The organism is Bacillus sp. 05T31 (genome assembly GCF_056396725.1).
Map to the genome: position 1 here is coordinate 1 of NZ_JBFTMA010001254.1, position 592 is coordinate 592.

Consider the following 592-nt stretch of genomic DNA (forward strand, 5'->3'; position numbering starts at 1 on the left):
GGTTTCAGTTAAGGAAAGAAAATAATTCGGAGATAAAACAAATTTTAAGTGAAGAACACGGAAAAGAAGTGAAAGTTATAGAAACGGATTTAGAGGAATTTTAACCAAAAAAATTGTTAAAAACGAAAGGGGTAATTAAAATGTTAAATGTTATGTTGGATGAAACGGTTAAGGTAAAATCTTTAGGGGCTAAATCTCGTAAGAATAAAGGTACAAAATTCATGATACCTTTGAGTGAAGCACAGTATGACCAATTGGAAGAATTGAATTTATATGAAGAAGAGATAAATATCATTGCTGCAGAATTGATTCGTGAAGGTTTAGATTATGCTTATATGGATGATATTCCAGTACACGAATATGATCAAAGTGTATATGAAATTGTAAGTATTGAAATACCAGCTGGAGAGCGCCGCACATTAGAAATTTTGGCTAAAAAACACGGTTGCACTATGAGAAAAATGGGGTATACAATCTTAAATTTTATGTTAAAAGCACAGTAAAAACACCCTATACAAAGGCATAGAGTGAATTTACAATAGGTATTCTGTTGGCAAATGATTTTTAACTACAGGAATTTAGTCTGGTACAC

1 protein-coding gene is annotated in these 592 nt (G+C 31.4%); it reads left to right on the forward strand.

The genetic code is table 11. The features are described from left to right. Window positions 1–140 precede the first annotated feature (140 nt). A complete protein-coding gene (locus tag AC1DJR_RS32760; RefSeq protein WP_476997693.1) occupies window positions 141–503 on the forward strand; it encodes a hypothetical protein in 363 nt (120 codons plus the stop codon). Window positions 504–592: the final 89 nt, after the last annotated feature.

Coding starts and splice junctions, on each gene's coding strand:
- AC1DJR_RS32760 (WP_476997693.1), top strand. CDS start 141: ATGTTAAATGTTATGTTGGATGAAACGGTTAAGGTAAAATCTTTAGGG.